General features: G+C 37.1%; 17 protein-coding genes. 4 read left to right on the top strand and 13 right to left on the bottom strand.

The window, feature by feature from the left end; genetic code table 11:
* Positions 1-12 precede the first annotated feature (12 nt).
* Positions 13-930 (top strand): LysR family transcriptional regulator, encoded by a 918-nt coding sequence (locus H7R46_RS08460; protein ID WP_032012934.1) that lies wholly within the window; start codon positions 13-15, stop codon positions 928-930.
* Here H7R46_RS08460 and H7R46_RS08455 read toward each other — a convergent pair.
* The 3 genes from H7R46_RS08455 to H7R46_RS08445 form a co-directional block, all read right to left on the bottom strand.
* The gene (locus H7R46_RS08455; RefSeq protein ID WP_032012936.1) at positions 927-1,148 is read right to left on the bottom strand and encodes a type II toxin-antitoxin system Phd/YefM family antitoxin; all 222 of its coding nucleotides are present in this window, start codon (positions 1,146-1,148) and stop codon (positions 927-929) included. The genes H7R46_RS08460 and H7R46_RS08455 overlap by 4 nt on opposite strands.
* Before the next feature lie 28 nt (positions 1,149-1,176).
* Positions 1,177-2,445, bottom strand: a complete 1,269-nt coding sequence (locus H7R46_RS08450; protein WP_032012937.1) for a DcaP family trimeric outer membrane transporter — start codon at positions 2,443-2,445, stop codon at positions 1,177-1,179.
* 156 nt (positions 2,446-2,601) lie between these two features.
* Positions 2,602-3,279 (bottom strand): RraA family protein, encoded by a 678-nt coding sequence (locus H7R46_RS08445; protein ID WP_032012939.1) that lies wholly within the window; start codon positions 3,277-3,279, stop codon positions 2,602-2,604.
* Positions 3,280-3,490: 211 nt separating this feature from the next.
* Between H7R46_RS08445 and H7R46_RS08440 the strand changes: the two genes are divergently transcribed.
* Together H7R46_RS08440 and H7R46_RS08435 are read left to right on the top strand one after the other, a co-directional pair.
* Positions 3,491-4,468 carry a hydroxyacid dehydrogenase gene (locus H7R46_RS08440; protein ID WP_032012940.1) on the top strand — a complete coding sequence of 326 codons (978 nt, stop codon included), beginning with the start codon at positions 3,491-3,493 and terminating at the stop codon, positions 4,466-4,468.
* A 75-nt stretch (positions 4,469-4,543) separates the two neighbouring features.
* Positions 4,544-5,863, top strand: a complete 1,320-nt coding sequence (locus H7R46_RS08435; RefSeq protein WP_014206856.1) for an MFS transporter — start codon at positions 4,544-4,546, stop codon at positions 5,861-5,863.
* A gap of 61 nt (positions 5,864-5,924) precedes the next feature.
* On the opposite strand, the gene H7R46_RS08430 is transcribed toward H7R46_RS08435, so the two are convergent.
* From H7R46_RS08430 to H7R46_RS08420, 3 genes are all read right to left on the bottom strand, one after another.
* Positions 5,925-6,623, bottom strand: a complete 699-nt coding sequence (locus H7R46_RS08430) for an IclR family transcriptional regulator (protein WP_002113797.1) — start codon at positions 6,621-6,623, stop codon at positions 5,925-5,927.
* Positions 6,624-6,826: 203 nt separating this feature from the next.
* A complete protein-coding gene (locus H7R46_RS08425) occupies positions 6,827-7,285 on the bottom strand; it encodes a DMT family transporter (protein ID WP_042783358.1) in 459 nt (152 codons plus the stop codon).
* Between the two features lie 9 nt (positions 7,286-7,294).
* Positions 7,295-7,729, bottom strand: a complete 435-nt coding sequence (locus H7R46_RS08420; RefSeq protein WP_017386104.1) for a DMT family transporter — start codon at positions 7,727-7,729, stop codon at positions 7,295-7,297.
* Between the two features lie 99 nt (positions 7,730-7,828).
* Here H7R46_RS08420 and H7R46_RS08415 point away from each other — a divergent pair, with 99 nt between their 5' ends.
* On the top strand, positions 7,829-8,761 hold the full coding sequence (locus tag H7R46_RS08415) for a LysR family transcriptional regulator (protein ID WP_032012942.1): 933 nt from the start codon (positions 7,829-7,831) through the stop codon (positions 8,759-8,761).
* Between the two features lie 136 nt (positions 8,762-8,897).
* On the opposite strand, the gene H7R46_RS08410 is transcribed toward H7R46_RS08415, so the two are convergent.
* The 7 genes from H7R46_RS08410 to H7R46_RS08380 all read right to left on the bottom strand — a co-directional run bounded on the left by H7R46_RS08410 (position 8,898) and on the right by H7R46_RS08380 (position 18,346).
* On the bottom strand, positions 8,898-9,341 hold the full coding sequence (locus H7R46_RS08410; protein WP_032013293.1) for a hypothetical protein: 444 nt from the start codon (positions 9,339-9,341) through the stop codon (positions 8,898-8,900).
* A 128-nt stretch (positions 9,342-9,469) separates the two neighbouring features.
* A complete protein-coding gene (locus H7R46_RS08405; RefSeq protein WP_032013290.1) occupies positions 9,470-9,610 on the bottom strand; it encodes a hypothetical protein in 141 nt (46 codons plus the stop codon).
* Between the two features lie 1,289 nt (positions 9,611-10,899).
* Positions 10,900-11,469 (bottom strand): TetR/AcrR family transcriptional regulator, encoded by a 570-nt coding sequence (locus tag H7R46_RS08400; protein ID WP_042783360.1) that lies wholly within the window; start codon positions 11,467-11,469, stop codon positions 10,900-10,902.
* Positions 11,470-12,237: 768 nt separating this feature from the next.
* Entirely contained in the window at positions 12,238-13,140 is a 903-nt protein-coding gene (locus tag H7R46_RS08395) for a bile acid:sodium symporter family protein (protein WP_000534580.1), read from the bottom strand.
* Between the two features lie 73 nt (positions 13,141-13,213).
* Positions 13,214-14,854 carry an AMP-binding protein gene (locus tag H7R46_RS08390; protein WP_086260939.1) on the bottom strand — a complete coding sequence of 547 codons (1,641 nt, stop codon included), beginning with the start codon at positions 14,852-14,854 and terminating at the stop codon, positions 13,214-13,216.
* A gap of 137 nt (positions 14,855-14,991) precedes the next feature.
* Positions 14,992-16,365 (bottom strand): long-chain fatty acid transporter, encoded by a 1,374-nt coding sequence (locus H7R46_RS08385; protein ID WP_032012630.1) that lies wholly within the window; start codon positions 16,363-16,365, stop codon positions 14,992-14,994.
* Between the two features lie 157 nt (positions 16,366-16,522).
* On the bottom strand, positions 16,523-18,346 hold the full coding sequence (locus H7R46_RS08380) for an acyl-CoA dehydrogenase (RefSeq protein ID WP_032012631.1): 1,824 nt from the start codon (positions 18,344-18,346) through the stop codon (positions 16,523-16,525).
* Positions 18,347-18,354 lie beyond the last annotated feature (8 nt).

Below are 18,354 nucleotides of genomic sequence, written 5' to 3'. Positions count from 1 at the left end.
AAACAAAACTAAATGAAACCTAAAAAATTAAATCAAGTCACTGATTTTGATATTAAATTACTTAAAATATTTAAAACGGTTTGCGACTGTCATAGTTTTACATCTGCAGAAAGCATTCTTGGCATTAGCCGTTCTGCAATCAGTTTGCATATGAGTGATTTAGAAAATCGTTTAGGCATTCGGCTATGTCAGCGAGGCCGTGCCGGATTTGCCCTGACCGATGAAGGACGAGAAATTTTAGAATATATCGAAGTACTTACGGCAGCGATTGAAGACTTCCGCTCCAAAGTTAACCAAATGCATAATCGTCTTAAGGGTGAGTTTAATATCGGTATTATTAACAATCTTGTGACTATGCCTAGAGGCAATATCACCAATACGTTGACCCAACTTGCAGAGGAACATGCCGAAGTTATTATTAACATTAGTATGAGCACCCTTTCAGATATTGAATGCCGTGTGCTCGATAACCGTTTACATGCAGGTGTTATTCCACTTGTTACGCCTTTGTCTGGTCTAGACTATTTTGATTTATATAGTGAAAGTTCATTTTTGTACTGCGGCAAAAATCATCCCTTGTTTAGCCAGTGCAGCAACATGAATTTAGATGAGTTAAAAACATGGCAAGCAATCCTTCCTAATTATGCCATCACACCAGAAGCGGCAAAGTTGCATCAGCTTTTAGACTGTAAGGCGACAGCAAGTGACCGTGAAGGCATCGCATTTCTGATTTTAACTGGAAAATTCTTGGGTTTTTTACCCGACCATTACGCAAAAAAATGGGTTGAAGATGGTTTTATGCAAACTGTTTCAAAGGAAAAAATGCATTACAGCACACCCATTTGTTTAATTACTCACAAGGGCAAAAACCACAATATTATTTTAAAAACCTTTATGGAAATGCTTGAGAAGCGGATTGTTGGGGGTTAAAAATCTTTGTTTTTTAATTTATTGAGCTCAAACATTGCATTTTTATATTCAAGGTATGCCTTTTCACTGATTAGAACCACAGCATCTTTCTCTTTTCGTGTAATTTTTACGGCGTAACCTAACAGCACTCTTTCCATGACCTTTGAAAATTGTGATCTTGCATTGGCATAATTAATTTGTTCAACACTATTAGTCCTTCTCGAATAAAAGAAAGCCACTTCTGATATTAAAGTGGCTGTGATTACATTAAAAATTGTATCGACCTAATAAGTTGATTCGAGATAGTTTCCCTTCTAAATCTGAGAATGTTTCTCTCTTACCATAGGTGTATTCAACACCAAGATCGACTTTTTCAACAGGCGTCCAAAATAAATTGACGCTTGCATTGATTAGCCTTTTATTCTGATCAGGGTTATTTTCTGAAAAATTTGAATCTTTATAGATAAGGCTACCAGCAGATAAAGACGAGCGTAAATTTTCATTCCATTTGCGCAGATACCCTAACTCAATAGAATCAAATTCACTTAAATACATCCGATTTTGATCAAAATAGAAGGCATCATTATCTTTTGAATAAAGCATGTAACGGTTATCGCCAGCTATGTGATAGTAATTAAACACAACTGAGTCATTTTCAGAAAGCTTATACTTTGTACCTAATCCAGCCCCCCAAGCAAGTTTAGTTTGCTCTTCATTCGTGTCAGAAACTGCTCGATTTTCATGAAGCATGCCATGCAATTGAACCAAAAAATCTGGATTTTTAAATTCATATCGCATGGTTAATGCAGGAAAACGGCTTCCACCTTCTACATTTTTATTTTCAACATCACCGCCTTCCAAAGCGAATAATAATTTTTGTTTGGCATCAACAATGTGCTGATAACGGATTTGGATATTACGCTGAGTTCCTGTGCCCATTGCACCTGTAAAATCAACCAAACTTGGAGCTGTATCACTATTCACAAAAGGTGAAGTCGTCTGACCAATTAACCAATTTCCTAGTGAAATATAAGCGTGTCTAACCCGAACCGAACCATTACCGTTATCTCCACCACTTCCCATGAAGTCGGCTTCTAGCTTTCCAACCAAATCTCCTTTCGAGGTGGGCTTAACAATATCCACCCCTACACGTGAAGTCGCGGCAGAAACATTTAATGATTTGCTTGTTGAGTTTGAATTATCTAATGGTATTGATCCTGTCTTATTCGCAATTGAACGCGTTGAACCTTCAAAATCATATGCAGCATCAACACGTATATTTCCATAAAATTTAATTTTAGTCTGATCAGTCGAAATAGGCTTGTCAGTGTTTAATGTTTTGCTTTGGCTCAATTCAGGAGCTTTATTCAATCCGTTATTTTGATTTAAATTCTGCCTCTCCATGAGATAGTCTATTTGCTGTTGTAATTTAATTATTTTTTCATTTAGCGCCGAGTTATCTTCGCTTTCAGCTTTGGCTTGCTGCAAAGTAATACTCATTAATAATGATAAAGAAATTATCCCTTTATATTTCATGTCCTTTTCCTTTAGACGAAATCACATAGACCGAATTGAAATTTCCTATTTTTCAATCAGTAAAATAATGATTATTGAATTAACTTTAGATAGGCTAACGAAGCTCAATCATTGACTTCGCTAGTTCCCTTTGTGTTTGAATGGTTTTGAATAACCTTATTCCGGTAATTCACATCCTTTTTGTTTTAAGCTGTTAATCACCCAACTACGGTCATTTTCACCTACGGCGATTTGCTCTAATTGCTTTTGTTCAGCGGCATGTTTGGCGCTTGCTTTCAGATAAACTTCTTCAACTTCTGCATACGGCACGCTTAAAAGCCCATCCTCATCCCCTAAAATCAAGTCTCCCGGTTCAATTACCATTCCATTAATTGCGATAGGAACATTAATTTCCCCAGGTCCGTCTTTATAAGGTCCTCGATGTGAAATTCCTGCCGCAAAAAGTGGAAAATCTCCCTCTCCAATTACTGCTGCATCACGAATAGCGCCATTAATAACGATGCCGGCTATACCTTTCTTAATGGCATAAGCAACCATCATCTCTCCAATTAATGCATTAGTTAGATCGCCACCAGCATCAACCACAATGACATCTCCTGGTTGGGCGATATCAATAGCATAGTGCAACATCAAGTTGTCACCCGGGCGTGCCTTAACTGTAATGGCAGGCCCACAAAGATATCCCTTTTTATGCATTGGTCTTAATTGAGCCCCACCTGAAGTCATTCGATTCATTGAGTCACTGACATTAGCGACTGGTAGATCTCGATATTGCTCAATCCATTTTTGCTCAACTTTTCTGTCGTTTTTTAGCACTCTAAAACCAATTACCATAACTTTTCCCTTAGATCAGTTTTCTTGTGCAAATTAATATGACAGTATTTTTTTGAAATGTCATTTCATTTTTAATTAAAATTAAACTAAATTCTACTCAATTTTTAAATTTAGTTTTTACTATTGACTATTTTTTTGAAATGACGTTTTAATAATGTGGATTATTAAGGACGTATTTTGCTCAAAATACTTAAATGGAGTGTAAGTCAAAATGAAACGTAAAGTTCTTATCACGGGGCCAACATTAACTTCAGATGCGTTACTGTATGCTCAATCCCATGATATTCAGTTGATTCCAACTGAACCCTACATGGCAAAAGATGAAATGGAAAAACTCATCCATGATGAACAACCTGATGCAATCATTGTTCGAACAGGCAAACTTTCTAGAGATATGATTTTTGCTTCTGATAATTTAAAAGTGATTGCAAAACATGGTGTTGGGTTTGACACAATCGACACTCAAGCTGCTGCTGAACGAAAAATTCCTGTCACTATTGCAGTAGGCGCAAATGCACAATCTGTTGCCGAACACGCTTTTGCACTCATGTTTAATGTTGCGCGACAAGTCACATGGTTAGACCAACGTATTCGGGAAGGTCATTGGGACAAAGCAAGTGCAAATGGTGTGGAGCTTTATGGCAAAACGTTGGGCTTAATTGGTTTAGGGGCAATCGGTAGCATACTCATGAAGTTAGTGGCTCCCTTAAACATGAAAGTAAAAGTATATGATCCGTTTTTACAAAATCTGCCAGAGCTCGATTATGTAGAACAGGAACACGACTTTGAAAAACTTTTAGAAACCAGTGACATTATTAGCCTACATTGCCCACTTACAGCAGAGAATAGACACTTATTTTCTCATGCCCAATTTGAAAAGATGAAACGCTCAAGCATCTTAATCAATACAGCACGTGGTGAATTAATTGATCAGGCTGCATTAGTTGATGCACTAAAAAATAATAAAATTGCTGGTGCAGGTTTAGATACCTTTTCTTCAGAACCACCAGAAAAAGATAATCCACTATGGGAATTACCTAACTTGGTTGTGACTCCTCACATAGGAGCAAACACAACAGATTCACGTAATCGCGTCGGTCTTTTAGCACTTGAACAGATTGTGAGTATTTGGAATGGCCAATTACTAAACCCACGAGCTATCGCTAACTGGAAGTTACTTAATAGCTAATCATGGAACTCAATTGTTTCTAAGCTTTTAGATGCGAGAACAATTAAAATACTGAATATAAAAAAGGATTTTTTTATGTCTACAGAATACTCTCAACCGAGTGCGATTGAACGCGAAACGATGCGCAAGGTGGCGTGGCGATTATTGCCTTTTTTAACAATTTGTTATGTCATCGCTATTATTGATCGTGGCAATATTGGTATGGCTTCATTACAAATGAATGAAGACCTTGGATTAACAGCTACTGCTTTTGGTTTTGCCAGTAGCTTATTTTTCTTTGCATATTTTCTATTTGAAGTACCCAGCAACCTCGCCATGCAAAAATTTGGAGCAAAAGTATGGATTGCCCGAATTATGGTGACGTGGGGGGTAATATCATCCGCAACTGCATTCGTTGAAAGCTCCACATCATTATATATTATGCGGTTCTTACTCGGCGCTGCCGAAGCAGGCTTTTTCCCTGGTGTAATTTTATATTTAACCTATTGGTTGCCTGCTAATTATAGAGCCAGAATGGTCGCAATATTTATGGTGGCGATTCCGGGTGCCAACTTTATCGGTTCACCACTATCTGGGCTTTTATTATCCCTAGATGGTTGGTTAGGCATGCGGGGCTGGCATTGGCTATTTATTTTAGAAGGCATTCCTGCTGTTTTACTGGGTATCGCTTGCCTATTTGTTCTCACTGATCGACCAGAACAAGCAAAATGGCTTAATAGCGAACAAAAAGCTTGGTTAGTTGAAAGATTACAGTTTGAACGCCAACAAAAAACCCCAATTGGCCATATTTCACTATGGCAACTTTTAAGGAATAAATATATTTGGTCTATGATCATTATTTATTCTGGTGCTTCTGCTGCTGGAAGTACAATGAGTGTTTGGGCACCACAATTAATTAAATCATTTGGTTTGAGTAATTTAGAAATCGGTTTAGTAAATGCAATTCCTTATGGCCTAGCTTCTATTGCAATGATTTTTTGGGGTCGTAGTTCAGATCGTAAAAATGAACGCCGTTGGCATACAGCAATCACACTATTGATGATCTCATTTGGTTTATTAATTGCTTTGTTCACGTCTTCACTTATTGGCACAATCTTTTTACTCAGTGTCGTATTAATTGGTGCTTATTCTATGAAAGGTCCTTTCTGGGCTTTAGCATCATCATGGATGTCACCGACTACAACGGCGGCAGGACTAGCAGCAATTGGCGCATGCGCTAACCTGATTGGTGGCGGCATGATGGTGAATATCTATGGCGCAATTCATGATGCAACAGGAAGCCACGCTATTGCCTTACTTCCACTTGCAGCCTTAAATCTCGTGTCGGCTATCATGGTTTTCATTATGTCTAGAAAGAAAGCTGTTTTGTTTAGCCAACCACAAAGTACTTCATAAACAGCATATATAAAAAAGGGGGCTAAATCGTGAGCCCCTTTTTTACATTTAAAATATTAAATTAATTACGAATACTCTTACCACCTAAACTTTTCGTTAAATCATCTGCAATTTTGAAGAAAAAATCCCCCACAGATTTTGCAATTTCCGCAGTAAAACGGCTTGATGGCCCCGAAACGACTAATGCTCCAACTACATCATTTTGAGCATCAAATACTGGCAATGCCATTGAAGCAGCATGCGGTTCCGTTACACCCGTTGAATAAAAAGGTTCAGTTCTTGCTAAAACCTGTTCGTGTGTTGATCGCAATGCTTGAGCGCCTGCTGCTCCATCCATTGGTCGAACTTCGCCCGGCTGAATATGAACACGCAGTCGATGGGTAGAGTTCACTCTATATTGGCAAAGACGATATGCCCCATGTTTAACGTAAAATGAAGCAGTTTCACCAGTTTCATCAACAAGTTGCTGTAAACACGGCACCACATGTCTTTCTAGATCTAAAGCATCTTGATAAATTGTGTTTAAACGCATAACTTCGCTGGCAAGCGTATATCTGCCATCCGAAAGACGGTTAACAAAACCAAAATCTTCTAGCGAAACGATTAAGCGCATGATGGTTGCTTTATTTAATTCTGTTCGTTCTGCGAGTTCTGCTAGGGTTAAAGATTTATCACCTATTCTAAAAGCAGTTAACAAAGTTAAAAGGCGATCAGCCGATGCATTTCCGCTTGTTGCTGGGTGAGGTTTAATTTTAACCATGTTTTTCCTACAATAGCTTGATATCAATTTTAATGTATTGAATTAGGTTTTTAACTTTACCATATTTCTTATATTTTAATTCTATCTCTCGACAGCAACTTCTTTCATTTATCAAAGTAGTTAAAATATGAAGCATAGCCTCATTATTAGTATGCTTTACGACTAACAATGAGACCTATATTAATTTCAATTTTAAGCTTGTATTACGCTTCCAGCTTTTTGTCTTTACTACTTGAATAGATAAAATATAAAGCAATCCCTAGGCAGATTAGCGCTCCTAATCTATATAGTGAAAAATGGAGCATTTCATTACCAAACCAGCCAAAGTTATCAATCAAGATACTCATCAAAAGTTGCCCAAAAATTACAGCTACCGTAGCAACCGCAGCCCCGATTCTTTGCACGGCCATTACCATAATGACAATATAAGGCACTCCACACATAGCACCCAACAACTGCCATTTGGGAACATCTAACAAGGTTAAGGTTTGTTTTGGTTCAAAGTAAAAAATAAGGAGTGCAGTAATTAGAGCACCGACGGAGAAAGTCAAAAAAGCACTACGAAATACACCAACTTTTGCTCCAAGTTGACCATTAATTGCGGCTTGCACACTCAGTAAAGCACCACCAATGATAGCGAGAAGAATCATTAAAATTGTCATGCGGGTCTCCTATGCTTTTGCGACAAGTACAAGTGCAGCAACAATAAAGATGAGTGCCAATATTCGTTTACGGTCAACCTTTCGACGCGGAGTCCCCAACAAACCATAGTGGTCGATGATCAGACTTTTAGACACCTGACCCGCTAAAATTCCAATCATCGTCATGGCTATACCGATAATTGGAGTGGTAATGGTCAAAATAATGACGTAAGCAGGCCCTAAAACACCACCCAGTAATTGCCAAGATGGAAGTGTAAAAAATGAAGGACTATTACGTGGACTAAAAAACAGCATGAGTAAAAAGGTAAGTGCTGCACCCACACCAAAAATACTAAAGGTGGCCCATAACTCACCTACTTCCTTTCCTAACGGTCCTAAAAGCCCTGCTTCGACCGATAGCCCCATTCCCCCTAAAATGGTTAGGAGTAGTAATAGAATTTGCATCTACATTGCCTCATCTGTATCTAGGCAACGAATACTAAGGTAGCCAATTCATCAGAAAAACAGCATAATTCATGAATCACTTTTGCAAAAATTGCACAAATGAATTTAACAAATTCGATTGATATCCGCACGCTTCGCTTCTTTATTAGTGTTTATAATGCTCAAAACTTCTCGAATGTAGCACGTAAAGAAGACGTATCTGCATCTATGATTTCTCGAACCATCCAACAGCTTGAAGATGCGTTGGGACAGCAACTTTTCTACCGAAATACGCGAGCAATTACACCGACCGAATCGGGCAAATTATTTTTTGAATATGCAAAAAGAATTACTGAACAATTTGATGAAGCTCAAAAGGCTTTACAAGATAAAACCATAGAGCCATCGGGACTCGTCCGCATCAATGCTCCTGTATTTTTTGGTCAACGGCATATCGCGCCGTGGTTGGCGGGTTTATCAGAACGTTATCCAAGACTTTTAATAGAGCTAATTCAAACCGACGAATTTATAGATCCATTACGCGAAAGCACCGATTTAATATTTCGCATTGGAACGCTAACTGATTCATCATTTCATGCACGTATTTTTGCTACACAAAAGTATTATTTGGCCGCCTCTCCTCAGTATGTTGCCAAATACGGTACGCTTGATCAGCCAACAGAACTTAATCAACACAAATGCTTAGTCTATAAAGGTTTTGAAGGTCCTAACCGTTGGTTAGTGAGAAAGCCCAATGAAGAATGGATACATTATCCAATTACCCCCTTACTTTCTTCAAACAATGCCGAGAGTTTAATGACAGCTGCGCTTCATGGTATGGGGATTGTTTTATTTCCTGACTGGTTGATTGGCGAGGCTTTAAAACAAGGCGACTTAATCAAGCTTTTACCTGAATATGAAGTCGCGATTAAATCACAGCCCCAGCATATTGCAGCCATTTATCCAAATGTCCGCCATCCGCCTTTAAATATTCGAGTAGTGATCGATTATTTTGCTGAAATCTATGGAGACACACCGTATTGGCAGAGTTAGTTTTTCCTTTTAATAATGGTTTATAGAATAAAAATGAAAAACTACATTTAGAAAATGATTCAAAATAAAAATCCCACTAATAATCAATATTTAGTGGGATTTCTATAGCGAAACATGTTCGACTAACTTAGATACTTCAGTACTGATACTTATAATTAAGATATAGAAAATAGAGAGCATACAATACTCCCGCGACAATGAGAGTAAGAAAGAATGAAACTAAACATATGATTTTCATTTCAAATGATATATTCGCTTTAATTCCTGTCTCTTGCTCTCTTCTTTTTATAGAAAGATAACCTTTCATATTCCAAAAAGTGAAAAATATAATCGTAATAATTATGAAACAAAGCAAAAGATAGTATTCTGATGTGAAAGGATTATTGATAGCGTCATTGCATTTTTGCTTTTCTATTATTTCTGCTTGAGTTAATTCAGTTTTCACTGAAACACCCCATTTCTGACTATCAGGTAGAAAATACTTATATTCACAATAATCTATAAATTTTTCTTTCTGATCACGTCCATCTCCTTTAGTTCCAGAAGATAATGTGTGATTAAGTCTTACTGTAGTTGTCATTTGCCATTAGTATTTAAAAATTTGGTGCAATTATAAATACCGACTAGCTCTAAACTCAATAAACACCACTACAATAAAAAAGCCCATCTTCCGATGAGCTTTTTATTTAATTAAGAGTATCAAATGCATTAGGCTTTAAATTCTGCTACTACAAAGTTTTTTACTATTTCATCAAAATTAGGTTTCAGAAGAGTTGGCTTGCTATCTTTTATAGTTTTATACCAATAACTCGCTGCAACTCCCATACCAATCAAAGCTAACAATTTCATTGCTCACCTCACTTATTGGGAAGAGTGAAACTTAACGTATCATTCGCGTTTGTAGCTTTCCAACTCGTTTCAGAGAGTTTTCTGTATATTTTTTAAGCAATGTGTAATAAAAAAAGCCCCTTCTTTATGAGCTTTTTCTAATTTCAATAGTTTTTTAATATTTATCCAAATAACACTTTCTATCCTCAAATTGAATTAAATTATTATTTAAGGCATCATTAAATTTTAAATATTTTTTCTCTTTATCTCTCATAAAACTATAAATAGTCATATCCTCGCTTTCAAAATAAGGGGAGTAATTACTTATCAGTATCCTCTCCTTATTTGAACCCTGATAAATAACACTTTGACTTGCATACAAATTATCGCATTTACTTTTAGAATCAAAATCTAGCTTTTTAGCAATTACATATATTTTATAAGGTAATGCTTCATGACTAATATCATCCTTACTTATTGAATAAGTTATATAAGTGAGAAATATAGACAATGATAATATATATATCTTTCGATTAAATATAAGCTCAACTATACTATATTTATGTTTTTCATTATAACAAAACTCCACATAATTAAATATTAGAATAAGAGAAATAGATAAAAGCAACCAGATATAATAACTAAAAAAATGATTTAAAAAATAAATAATAGAACCAAAAAACAAACTATAAGTAAAACTATCACCTGATACTTCAAAATATTATTAAGTATTATGGAAACTTGTGATCTTGAGTAGAAAAAATAAGAACTTACTGAAAAAATAAAAAAGAATTTTGTAGATTTTAATTCTAAAAAACGCTTCACAGAAGGTATTAACTCGAACAAATTATGGGAAATAAGAATAAAAAGAATTACTTGCCCAGAAACTAATAAAAAGAAGTTCAAACTATCTTTTTCTGTATAACCACTACTTAAGAAACCAGTAATTAAAAAATTACTCCTAGAAATGAGAATAAATAATTCATTTCAGTAGGATCATTATGATTTATATCTTTATAATTTAAATCTTTTAAATGAAAATAGATATCTTTAAGATAGTTTCTTTTATTATCAGGATCAAAATTACTCATATTATTCCTTATTTAAAAATATATAATTATAACTAACAAAAACTTATTTACAAATTTTACATTTGACTATTTCATGCACTATATTTTCATAATTTTCATCCTCAATTTTCAAAAAATACTCTAAAAAAATAAACAATAGTATTTATTTGAGACTAGTTATTTATAATTAATTTACAACAAAGTTATCTTATATTTTAGGGCAAAACTGCTCAAAATCTTTTATATCTTAAAAGCTAACCCCAACCCCCAAAAAAACCTCTCCACCACCACATCCCTTTCCTCCAAACGCTTTGAGCTTAAAATCTGGAACATCAATCCATCAATTAGGTTTAAAACCATGTCAGCACTTGGTTTTAACGCGTGAGTTTCCAAACTAAAAATCAAATCAAAAAGTTCTTTAAGTAGCCATTTTCTATATTCAAGTGTTATACGGTAGGCTTGCGGGTAAATCTGTTTAGTTTCAAAAATGGCTTTAAGTAATAGATAGTACAGGCTATTAAAATTGACATGTAAAACGATAATCTCTTTGAGTTTATCGCTTGAGGTTCGGTAACGGCTTGAGTAGATAATTGCCAGCACTTCTTCTTTGAGTTTGCTTTTTTGAAAGGATACACACATTTCAATAAGTCGCTGTTTTGAGTGAAAGTAGTTATAAAAAGTGGCTTTAGGAACTTTGGATTTTTTGATGATTAAGTCCACGCCCGCATTGTGAAATCCATAGAGATTGAACAGCTCAATTGCTGTATGAAGAACCTGTAATTTTTTGGAAGATCTTTCTAAAGTTGGCATCGTTTTACCGTTATAAATTCTTGTTGTTGCTAAAAGAGATTAAAAAGCCTGTGCCTTTTCTGGGAGAAAAAAAGGCACAGCAAAGCCGTAAAGACTGTGCTTGGCACATCTCAAGTTTTATTGTTGCTAAGTTTTAGACGTAATGATTTAAAGCCTGAAAAGCCTATAAGCTCATCAAACTGCTTTAAATTGATTTAAGTTGTGTCGAGATAGATTTTGACAGTGACTGCCAATAATTTATGAATGTGCATAGCCAACTCCTTCTTTTGGGAGTTCTGCCAAAGCATTATAAATTATGGTGGCAGAACGGAAGCAGGTTGACGGACTGGGTAAGACTCCAGCACACCCGAAGGTGTCCCACTCCCGTCCTACCGCTACGGGAGGGAACGGGGTGTGCACATATGAGTATCCCTCAGAAGGAGTAGCTCTGATGTGGTCTTACAAACTCGGTCCGTCAAAACCGACTGGCAATGTAGGCCAGCCCGCAAATGGTAATCTTCAATATTTGAGCTGTCAATGTAAAATTGGCTAGAAATTATTTAATTAAATTATTGTTTTTCATTTAATTACATAATTAAGGAAAACCTTAAATATTGGCTTAACAATTTGCTTTTATAACAGCACTCTAACGCTTTCTTTTTATTGTGACTGCGCTTACTCGGCCATAAATATTTTAAATTTTGAGACTAAAAAAGGAGGTATTAGCCTCCTCTTTTATTTCAAACTCTCAACATCTGGTGGTAATTAAATACCTTTATCTACTAGATATTACTGAAGATTCTTTGAGTACGTTTTAGTTGATATTTGTGTGATCTCTTTCTTTTCTAGACGATTTAGCAAAGTGCCAAAGATAGCTGCAACAATGTACATAAATAATGAATAAACGGCTGCTGGCATAGCGGCCATACTGCTTGCCATTACTGTAAAAGCAATGGTCATGGCTAAGGTACTGTTATGAATTCCAATTTCAAATGCGCAAGCTTTTGCCTGAAAGCTATTTACACCTAATAATCGTGGAACAAAGTAGCCAACCATTAAACTACATACGCAGAACAGCAAAGTTGCCAATCCAATTTGCCCAATATACGTCATCAGATTTTGGTAATCTCGTGCAACTGCCAATATGATGATCGATACGAGAAAAACGATAGCAAAGATACGCACAGGTTTATTGAGCTTTTCAGCCGTATGCGGCGCAAAATGACGAACTAACATCCCGATCCCAACGGGCACTAGAATAATGAGAAAAACCTGTATGATTTTAGAGAATTGCAAACCTACATTTTGTCCATTTTCCATAAAGTGCTGTATTGCAAAATTCACAATTAACGGAAGTGTAAAGGCAGCAATGACCGAATTTATAGCCGTTAAAGTAATATTTAAAGCGATATCTCCTTTATAGAGATAACTAAATAAGTTAGCTGTTGGCCCGCCCGGTGATGCAGAAAGGAGCATTAATCCAACAGCAAGCATTGGTGGTAAAGCAAGAACCTTACAAATAATAAATGCAATACCGACTAAAATAACCAGTTGGCAAAATAATGCGATAAAGACGGCTTTGGGGTGTTGTCGCACGCGTTTAAAGTCATTTATGGTCAACTCTAGGCCCAAACCAGCCATAATAATTGCGAGTGCAATTGGTAAAAATACGGTAATTAATCCTGAACCCATAATCTCATTCCTTTTTCATTTATTTATGGACCTTCTAGTCCCATACGCTTATGTTTTTAATTAAAAGTTTTTATTAAACCTTTAGTTCTTTTCTTAAAATTTTACCCACATTCGACTTGGGTAATTCATTGATAAATTGAATATAGCGTGGTTGTTTGTAGCCAGTCAGGTTTTCTTTTGCATAGATTTGGATTTCTTCAACCGATAAAGAGTCATCCTTTTTGACAATAAAGGCTTTAGGCACTTCACCCGATTTTTCATCTGCAATGCCAACCACGGCGACTTCTAAAATTTTTGGATGTTGGGCTAAAACTTCTTCAATTTCGTTCGGAAAAACATTAAAGCCTGAAACTAAAATCATGTCTTTTTTACGGTCAATAATTTTGGTATAGCCTTTTTCATTCATAAAGCCAATATCACCCGTTCTAAAGAAACCATCAGCAGTCATGACCGCTTTCGTTTCTTCAGGCAAATTCCAATAACCTTTCATGACCTGCGGGCCACGAATTGCAATTTCTCCAGTTTCACCGGGCGCTAATTGGAGACCTTCATCATCCAAAATTGCAATATCCGTGCTCGGTACAGGAATACCGATTGTGCCACTAAAAGTATTAGAGATTGGTGGGTTAAAGGTTGCAACAGGCGATGTTTCTGATAAGCCATACCCTTCACGAATAATACGTCCTGTCAGTTTTTCCCATCCATCGGCAGTGGATTTCAAAATTGCCATACCGCCGCCAGTGGTAATTTCTAAACGGCTGTGGTCCAATTTATTAAAGCCTTCATGATGAAGCAGTGCATTAAATAAAGTATTTACAGCAGGAAAAACCGTAGGACGATATTTTTCAAAACAATGTACGAGAGCATCTAAATCACGCGGATTTGGAACTAAAACAGTGGCATAACCTTTATTCATTGCACTGTGCAATAAACAGACAGTAAAACCAAAAATATGATAAAGCGGTAAGGCACAGATCGCTATTTCATCTTCAAAAGCATCTCGGTCACCAAAGTAGCTTTTAAAAACCACATTATTTTGTAATAAGTTGGCGACAATATTTTTATGGGTTAATTCTGCGCCCTTCGATACGCCTGTTGTTCCACCCGTATATTGCAAAAGCACAGTATCTTCAAGAATAAGCTTAGGACGTATATAGTCTTGGGCATTTGCCTTCAATAAGATTTGCTTAAAAGCGTATTTTTTAGAATCTAAGGTGTCTAATTCAGTAGGTTGATCGACTAACATTTCAGTCATGGTGGTGGTAATAATCTGCTCAACCGACACTTGCTCTTTAATCGCCTCATAAACAGGTAAAAATTGCTCTAATATAAATAAGACTTTTGCACCTGCATCATTTAACTGATGCTTTAACTCACGTGCTGTATAGAGAGGGTTAATATTGACCAAAATATAACCTGCACGAATCACGGCAAGTGAAATAATTGGGTACTGAATAATATTGGGCATCATCACGGCAACACGTGTACCTTTTTCTAGCCCTAAACTTTGCAAAAATGTTGCTACTTGTCGACTATATAAATCAATTTCAGCATAAGAAAAAGATTGATCTGCAAATATAAAAGCCTTTCTTTGCTGGAACTTATTAAAACTGTTGTCCCATAAATCGAGAAGTGAAGTTTGTTCATCTGGCAATATAATCGTACTTTCTATATTCCATTGCTTATATTCGTCTAACCAGATCTGTTTTGTCATCTTATTGTCCTTTTATGAGAGGGAGAAATGGAACTGTTCCTACTCCACTTTTTATATTTTCTTTAATCTCTTAATCTGCTTACTCTCGTGCAGAAATAAACTGTTTATATAACTAAGCGATCCATCAAATAGTTGAATTAAAATTTATAACCAATTTTCAAACCGTAACCGATTGAATAGTTATTTTTATATTCACCCACATAATATTCACTGCCTGCCTGAGCACCAAGCTGTCCTTTGGCATCACCGAGCCATAGATACTTCATCCCACCTGAAATAAAGTATTTTGAAGTTGGACTATATTGCGCACCAAGACCAACACTGTAATAACCTTTAGCTGGCCCACCTGTGGACACGCGCTCACCTGCTCCCGAGTCCCAACCTACAGAAACTGAACCCGACCATTTATCACTTAGGCGTTGCCCAATTCCAAAGTTGGCAGACCATTGATCATCATAATAACGAACCAGATTAAAACCGTTTGGACGACTTGGCGTTGATAGAACCCCAACAACTTCTGAGATTTCACCAAAACGATACGGTTTAAACTCAAAATCGTTCCAGTGAACCCAGCGCACGTTACCGAACAATAAAGTACCTTTGCGTAATCCGGTCTGAAATTCCAAATTTACTGACTCTGGCGCTCTAAACTTAGTTGATCCTGATGTGCCTGCTTCAGGTAAGCCGGCAACAATACGATTGAGTGCCTCCTTCCGCGATTCAGTGAGTTGTCCTATAGAAACCATATATGCCAAATGCTGATCAAGAAAATCACGGCCTTGCTGTGTACTTAACATATCAACCAGTGGCGCATTTTCATTGGCAGTCACTTCATGCATAATTTCTGAACGATAGGTCAATGAGGCTTTAATGGCTTTTTCGGGAATTTGATAACCAAATCCTGCCAACCATCCCCAATCTCCAACTTCTTTTGCATTAAAGTCATAGCCATTATATAAACTGAAAACTTGACCTCTTAAATTGACGTTACTTTTAAATGTCTGATAAACAGGACCTGCATAAAAATTCCAGTTTTTATCCGGTTGATAACCAAATATCAGACTAAAATTTTGCATAACAAAATTCGATTTGGTGTTCCCTGTTACGACTTCTCCACCAGTCTTTTGGGCAAGTGTTGCTGAATCAATGCCCGGTACTAAAATCGTATCGCTCGGCTTAGCAACAAAGCTGTTATTTCCATAATATTCTGAGTCGGAGGTAAATGGCTGATCGTAAAGAAAACCAAATGAGAACTGAGGTGCTAACTGTAATTTCAAAGCTGCACTGGGACGATAATCAGAGTTTGCAATATCAGAAATACTATTACGTGTTGGGTTTGTACCTGCTTCTTGTCCTTCTAACGAAGTGTCTGAAACAGATAAACTTGCCTCAAAATAATTACCGGGTTGTAGAAATGCAGAAATTGATTGTCCTGTTCGATCAAATGCTGCTGCATAGAGTGAGCTCGTACAAAATGAAGCCATGACTATGACTAATGTTTTCTTTTTCATCTTTTAATCCGTCCTAGATTTTTATTTTTACTTATTAGGGCGCTCTTTTCTGAACGCCTGATATTTGTTTTTACATAGTGATTCTTATTAGGCATTTTCTATAAAATCAGGTTGTTCTCCTTTTCTGTCAAACGGCGCGGTTAAGGAATGGTTCTTACTAGAACCATTCTTCTGACATATTGAGTGGAGTCGTCTCTACCGGATCGAGTACCGCTAACCAACTTATAATTTTCGGCATTTCCCAGCCAAAGAAATAATCACACGCGGCAAGCTTCCCACGCAGAAAATCAGGATCTGTTGAGTTCGGCATGAGTTTATGAATGACTACCGCTTGATCAAGCCATAACCATCCCACCACAAGATGTCCAAAAGCCTCCAGATAATTAGCGGCATTTGCCAGTTGAAGTTCTACATCAGTTAAAGCATGCAATTTCTCCGTTACATTTCGGATGAGTTGCCACTTTTGGTCTAATTGATCTGCATGATCTTTTAAAGAAGGCTCTGCTTTGGCTTGTTCAATCGTATACATGATTTTTTCATGTAATAGCTTCATCGACAGCCCCTGATTAAGACGTGTTTTTCGTCCTAATAAATCGAGCGCCTGAATGCCAAATGTTCCTTCATGAATCGGGTTAAGTCGATTGTCCCGATAAAACTGTTCAACATTATATTCACGGGTATAACCATAGCCGCCATGAACTTGAATGGCTAAATCATTTGCGACAAGTCCCCATTCAGAAGACCAGCTTTTCACTACTGGTGTTAATAGATCAAGTAATTGATGGGCTTGATCGCGTTGCTCGGCATCTTCAAGCGAGTGAATATCATCGGTTAATCGGGCTGCATATAGGCACAGTGCTAATGCGCCTGAGACATATGCTTTTTGCGCCAAGAGCATACGGCGAACATCCGCATGTTGAATGAGCGGAATTTGTGGGGAACTTGGATTGCGTTCACTACGAGAACGACCTTGTACTCGAGTTTTTGCATAATCTAAAGCATGAAGATAACCTGTATATCCCAATGCTGCTGCCCCAAGTCCAACCGAAATTCGGGCTTCATTCATCATATGGAACATATAGGCCAGCCCTTTACCAGCTTCGCCGACTAGCTCACCAATTGCGCCTGCTTCTCCTTCGGGTGTGAAACGACCTTCCCCAAAATTCAGCACACAATTCACTGTTCCGCGATAACCCATTTTGTGGTTAATTCCAGCTAATACCACATCATTACGTTCACTTGGCTGTCCATTTTCATCGAGTAATTTGCGCGGTACGGTAAACAGAGAAATGCCTTGCACACCTGCTGGTAATTGTCCATTTTCATCTGGAATTTTTGCCAAAACCAAATGAACAATATTGTCAGAGATATCGTGCTCGCCACCTGAAATCCACATTTTGTTTCCAAACAAACGATAACGACCATCTTTTGTTTTAATCGCACGTGTACGAATATCAGCCAGACTTGAACCTGCTTGCGGCTCCGATAAACACATCGTTCCGAAGCATTTGCCTTCTATCATGGCGTTGACATAGGGTTTAACTTTTTCAGGTTCACCATGAGCCATTAATAAATTTGCATTACCAATGGTTAAAAAGGCGTAGCCCGCTGTTCCCGAATTGGCACCGAGAAGATATGCCATACCTGCACGCTCGATGGTATTAGGTAAGTTCATCCCATTCCAATCTGATGGAAATGCTGCACTCATCAAACCTGCGTCAGCAAAGGCCTTTAGCGCTACCCCCACTTCAGGATTGACAGTTACACGTTCACCATCAAAAACAGGTTCGTTACTGTCATTTTTTTTATTATGAGGAGCAAATAAATCGGTTGCCAAAGCCTCGTAAACGTTTAAAACAGACGTATATTCAAAACGGTCCTGTCCTGCAAAAGAATTGCGTTGGCTGAGTTCTTCGACTTTTAGCCAATCGAATAGCAAAAAATCGACATCACGGCGAGAGAGAATTAATTCATTGCTCATGGTTTATT

It is taken from the genome of Acinetobacter sp. BEC1-S18-ESBL-01 (genome assembly GCF_014169935.1).
In the GTDB taxonomy this organism is placed as follows: Bacteria; Pseudomonadota; Gammaproteobacteria; order Pseudomonadales; family Moraxellaceae; genus Acinetobacter; species Acinetobacter pittii.
Note: the sequence above shows the minus strand (reverse complement) of the source record. Positions and strands in the feature narration are given on the sequence as shown.